This is a genomic window from Companilactobacillus halodurans, assembly GCF_009600985.1.
Taxonomy (GTDB): Bacteria; Bacillota; Bacilli; order Lactobacillales; family Lactobacillaceae; genus Companilactobacillus; species Companilactobacillus halodurans.
The window spans coordinates 1-4,081 of sequence record NZ_VDFP01000047.1 but is presented as its reverse complement, the minus strand read 5'-3'; the positions used below and the strand labels follow the sequence as shown (position 1 = coordinate 4,081).

Sequence of the window (4,081 nt, the reverse complement as noted above, 5' to 3'; positions counted from 1 at the left end):
CGAATTTGATGAACAAAGAGCAGTTAAGAATTATTCTCAGTTGGTTGGTGATATTAGAATTGAAGATGTTGACTATAGTTATGGATATGGGAATAACGTTTTAAATAATATTAATTTAAAAATTGAATCTGGCGAAAAATTAACAATTGTGGGAATGAGTGGCTCTGGTAAATCAACGTTAGTTAAGCTATTAGTTGATTTTTTTAAGCCGAATGTTGGTAAAGTTTATATAAATAATAATGATATTCAAAATGTGGATAAACATACATTGAGGCAATTTGTTAATTATATTCCTCAAAGTCCCTATATTTTTTCTGGGACAATTCTTGAAAATCTTACTCTGGGAAATAGGGACGGGATTACCAATGAGGATATTATTAAAGCTTGTCAAATAGCCATGATTGATCAAGATATTGAAAGAATGCCATTACAATTTAAAACAGTTTTAGATGAAAATGGAAATAAAACATTTACTAAAAGTGGCTTTCCAAGACAGAAGAAAGTTTGGTTAGTTGATTGGGATAAAAAAGAAAAAATAACTGAATGGCGGCACAATTGGGCGGCAAGTGTAAATCAGGCTTTAGAGCAAAAAAATATTCCCGATCGGATCAGCGAAAAATCATTTATCGAGGAGGGAATAGATGATACCCCAATGCAACATGAGGGAATCAATAGTAAGCGGCATGAAAGAAAAGAATTTAACCAACAAGTTAAGAACTATCGCAAGGCCAAAGCCAGTTATAAAAACAACCAAGAAAAAGTAATCAATAGAGGTCATTTAGATAGCCTAAGTAAACACTTATCGTTTAATGAAAAACGGGTAGTTAAAGAGTTAAGCCATGAACTGAAAACTTATATCAGTTTGGAGAACTTAGATGATAAACGGCGCATGCTATTTAATTGGAAAAACAGTACCTTAATTAAGCACGCTGTTGGTGAAGATGTCACTAAGCAATTATTGACGATTAACCAACAAGAAAGTTCACTAAAAAAAGCAGATGAACTCTTAAATAAAGTAGTTGATCGCACGACTAAAAAGCTTTATCCGGAACTTAATTTTGAACAGACAACCGCAGCTGAACGACGGGAACTGATTAAAGAAACTAATAGTGAACAAACGATTTTCAAAGGCAGTGAATTAAACGAACGTTTAATGAATATTCGAAACGACTTATTAACCCAGCAATTATTGACGTTTACCAAGCGGCCATATACCAGCTGGCAGTTAGTTAATCAGCAGGCCCAAACAATTGAGAAGCAATTAACCACGGTACTAGCCAAACATGGTCACCAGTTAGACGATTTGAAGCATACTGATCGGGGCATGCTAGCCGTTTATCAACCTAACGAACTCGAATTCATTTCTAAAGCGGTCAAAGATTTACGGGTCATGCGGGAAGTTAAAGCCGTGGTGCAAACCCAATACGACAGCATTCTAACAACTGCTTTTCCGGACAGTGACCTCGATAAGCTAGAGACGATTGACAAGGAGCAAATCTATACCGCTGTGGTTTACTATGACCCAGAATTAAAGCCATTAAGCGCCAATGATTTTAGTCAATTGCAACAGCAGCCACCGGTAGTCTTTACTAGTCAGCAACACCAAGCTGGTTTGAATTACCTGTTAGGTAAAATGGAATTAAAAGATATTCAGAACTACCGATTACAACGGGTCTTAAAACATGATGGCACTCGGCAACTGTTTATCGGCGAATGTGGCCAAGATCCTAAGTTGGATCACAAACAAATTGAAATGGTGCAAACCCGTTTGAAACAACAGACAATGCGCTTTGATCAATATAAGCAGACTCAAGTTAAAGACTATCGGGCCATTAATTACCACCCAACTAGCCCGAAAAATTACCTGATGAATATTTTGGACGAAGCCTTAATGACCATTTTATATGCGAAAAATACGGACTATCTAAGAAAACAGAAACTACGTGGACTAAAGGAGACCGAGTGGGAAATGACGAAAAAGCAACGGCAACACCAAACTCGAAACCGGCATGAAGATGGGGGCAGGCACTTGTAACCTAAATGTAAAAAAATAAATGGTGTAAGTTACACCTTTTGATGTTAAATTATGACTAAATTAAGAAAGGAGAACTTACATGTGACAGGCAATCAGGAATGGTACAGCGTAACGCAAGCTAATCACAAGCTGGGGCGTGGCCGAAATTATGTCAGCAACTGGATCAAACGACATCCAGAGTTTCCTGATCAATTTTTGCTTGGTTCAGGTACCAATAAATTAATATCTGATGAAGGGATAGAGTGGGTTAAAAATCACATAAAAAAAGAGGGCGTCCTCGTCAGCAGTAGAGTTGCTAACGGGGATCAGCACCTAGAACCGCAACTTCTAGGTGTCACCCTCCTAATAATCCATTTTACCGGGCGGGTTAGGGGAAAGCTAGTTGTTTAGCGTCCCTAACGCGCTTTTTTTGAGGAGGTGATTTAATGAAAGTAGAAAGCTGGCAAGGCATTAATGGCAAGTTACTACATGATGACCAAAAGGCGATTGTGGTTGATGACGACCAAGCACTAACTGACCAGAAGCAGCTACAAGCAATTTTAGACCAAGACGGCCAGCCAATCGATGAAGTTCGCCGAGCAATGATTAAGAAGGCCGTTAAACGTCAGCTAAAAATGCCGCCATTAAAACTTAGGGGCTGGTTTAATCGCCATCAAGACAGTCAAAATGCTAAAAAGGCCGAAAAATTGGTAAGTGATAAACCGATTCATCAATATAAGCAGATCAAAAATGAAATGACCTTTTTTGGTGAGAGTTTCCTGGAAGGTTTCTTAGGTTTCTATGGCTTAGAAGTTGATAACGCCTTAGACCGTTACGAACATAATTTGCATGTCTTAGAGACCCAAGAATTAGGCCAGTCAGAAAAAGAGTATTACTTAGCCACGAGTGAAAACGGCCGCGTCAAATTAGCCACCGATCCATTACCAAGCCAGCAAATTGCCGAGGAACAAATGAACAAGTTCTATCAGCGTGAGCCAGAAGAAACGCAGGCAGAACAAATTCAATTAAGAACATCAGAAGACGATAGGAAGGAGGAATAACATGAAGTTCAGCAAAGTAAAAGCGTTAGCAACTACTGGAGCTACTGCAATCTATTTGGGCTTGATGAACGCCCAGGTTGTTTTGGCGGCGGACGGTGGCGAAGTTAGAAGCAAGCTAACCAGCGCTGGTAAGACGATCCAAGGTATTTTAACTGGCTTGGTCGTTTTAGTCGGGATTTGTGTCGCGCTATTTATTATTATCAAAAGAATGCCTGACGCAGACGATCCGCGAGAGAAATCAGAGGTTTATCACGCGGTTGGTCGGGTGGCTGGTTTAGTGGCCCTAGCGGCAGCGATTATCTGGCTATTACCTTGGGTTTACAGCCTATTCACTTAATTTAAAAAGGAGCCTGCCAAATGAAGAAAGGAAAAGAATTTATCTTCCCAGAGAACGTAGATAAAGATTACGGGATCTGGAAAGACTACACCTTGAAGGATTTTGGCTATGCGGCGCTGGCAGGACTAGTGGGCTTAATTTTTATTGCGATCCCACCCTATGGTCTGATCTTAGTCCTGATAAAAATAGTGATTGTTGTCTTAGCCATGACGATTGTCATGGCTATTTTAACAATTAGGCCAGTTGCGGCGCGAAAGAATATTAAAGTGCGGGATAACTTTAAGTTGAAACGCCGCTATGCCAATGGTCAGAAACTGTTTTATTTAAAACCGAAGAAGCGAGGTGAACTAAATGCGTTTGAAGAAGAACAAAACCGCCAATAAATCAGCCAGGCTAGATTGGGATTACCAACCGCCTAAAATCAATGGTGGCAAAGAAACCATTGATGACATGAGCTTGGTGGTGGGTATGTATGGTAATTACGAAGTTACCAAAACGGGTAATCTCGTTGGCATTTTGGAAGTTAGTGGGATCAACCTTGATCTACTTAATGAAACCGAACAGCAAGACGTCTTTGAGGACTATGGCGCCTTTCTCATGAGTACGTTAGGCGAAGGGGTTGATGACACCTTACAGTTCTTAGAGCCGACAATTCCCGTCAATATGACA

Annotated in this window: 5 protein-coding genes and 1 pseudogene; all 6 read left to right on the top strand. The window is 39.9% G+C overall.

Translation table 11 applies throughout. The features are described 5' to 3' along the window. Positions 1-2,035, top strand: a 2,035-nt coding sequence (locus FHL06_RS12015) for a MobA/MobL family protein (protein ID WP_192917976.1), incomplete at its 5' end; no start/stop codon positions are given. A gap of 51 nt (positions 2,036-2,086) precedes the next feature. Then, the gene (locus FHL06_RS12010; RefSeq protein ID WP_153386823.1) at positions 2,087-2,425 is read left to right on the top strand and encodes a hypothetical protein; all 339 of its coding nucleotides are present in this window, start codon (positions 2,087-2,089) and stop codon (positions 2,423-2,425) included. Between the two features lie 35 nt (positions 2,426-2,460). Then, a complete protein-coding gene (locus tag FHL06_RS12005) occupies positions 2,461-3,075 on the top strand; it encodes a hypothetical protein (protein ID WP_153386821.1) in 615 nt (204 codons plus the stop codon). A gap of 1 nt (position 3,076) precedes the next feature. Then, a complete protein-coding gene (locus tag FHL06_RS12000; protein WP_153386819.1) occupies positions 3,077-3,412 on the top strand; it encodes a CagC family type IV secretion system protein in 336 nt (111 codons plus the stop codon). A gap of 20 nt (positions 3,413-3,432) precedes the next feature. Beyond that, on the top strand, positions 3,433-3,795 hold the full coding sequence (locus tag FHL06_RS11995) for a hypothetical protein (protein WP_014216295.1): 363 nt from the start codon (positions 3,433-3,435) through the stop codon (positions 3,793-3,795). Next, positions 3,764-4,081: pseudogene (locus FHL06_RS11990) on the top strand (TrsD/TraD family conjugative transfer protein); the annotation flags it as partial. The gene FHL06_RS11995 and the pseudogene FHL06_RS11990, both read left to right, overlap by 32 nt.

Excerpts from the sequence above, each read along its gene's own strand:
- FHL06_RS12010 (WP_153386823.1), top strand. The coding sequence starts at position 2,087 with ATGACTAAATTAAGAAAGGAGAACTTACATGTGACAGGCAATCAGGAA.
- FHL06_RS12005 (WP_153386821.1), top strand. The coding sequence starts at position 2,461 with ATGAAAGTAGAAAGCTGGCAAGGCATTAATGGCAAGTTACTACATGAT.
- FHL06_RS12000 (WP_153386819.1), top strand. The coding sequence starts at position 3,077 with ATGAAGTTCAGCAAAGTAAAAGCGTTAGCAACTACTGGAGCTACTGCA.
- FHL06_RS11995 (WP_014216295.1), top strand. The coding sequence starts at position 3,433 with ATGAAGAAAGGAAAAGAATTTATCTTCCCAGAGAACGTAGATAAAGAT.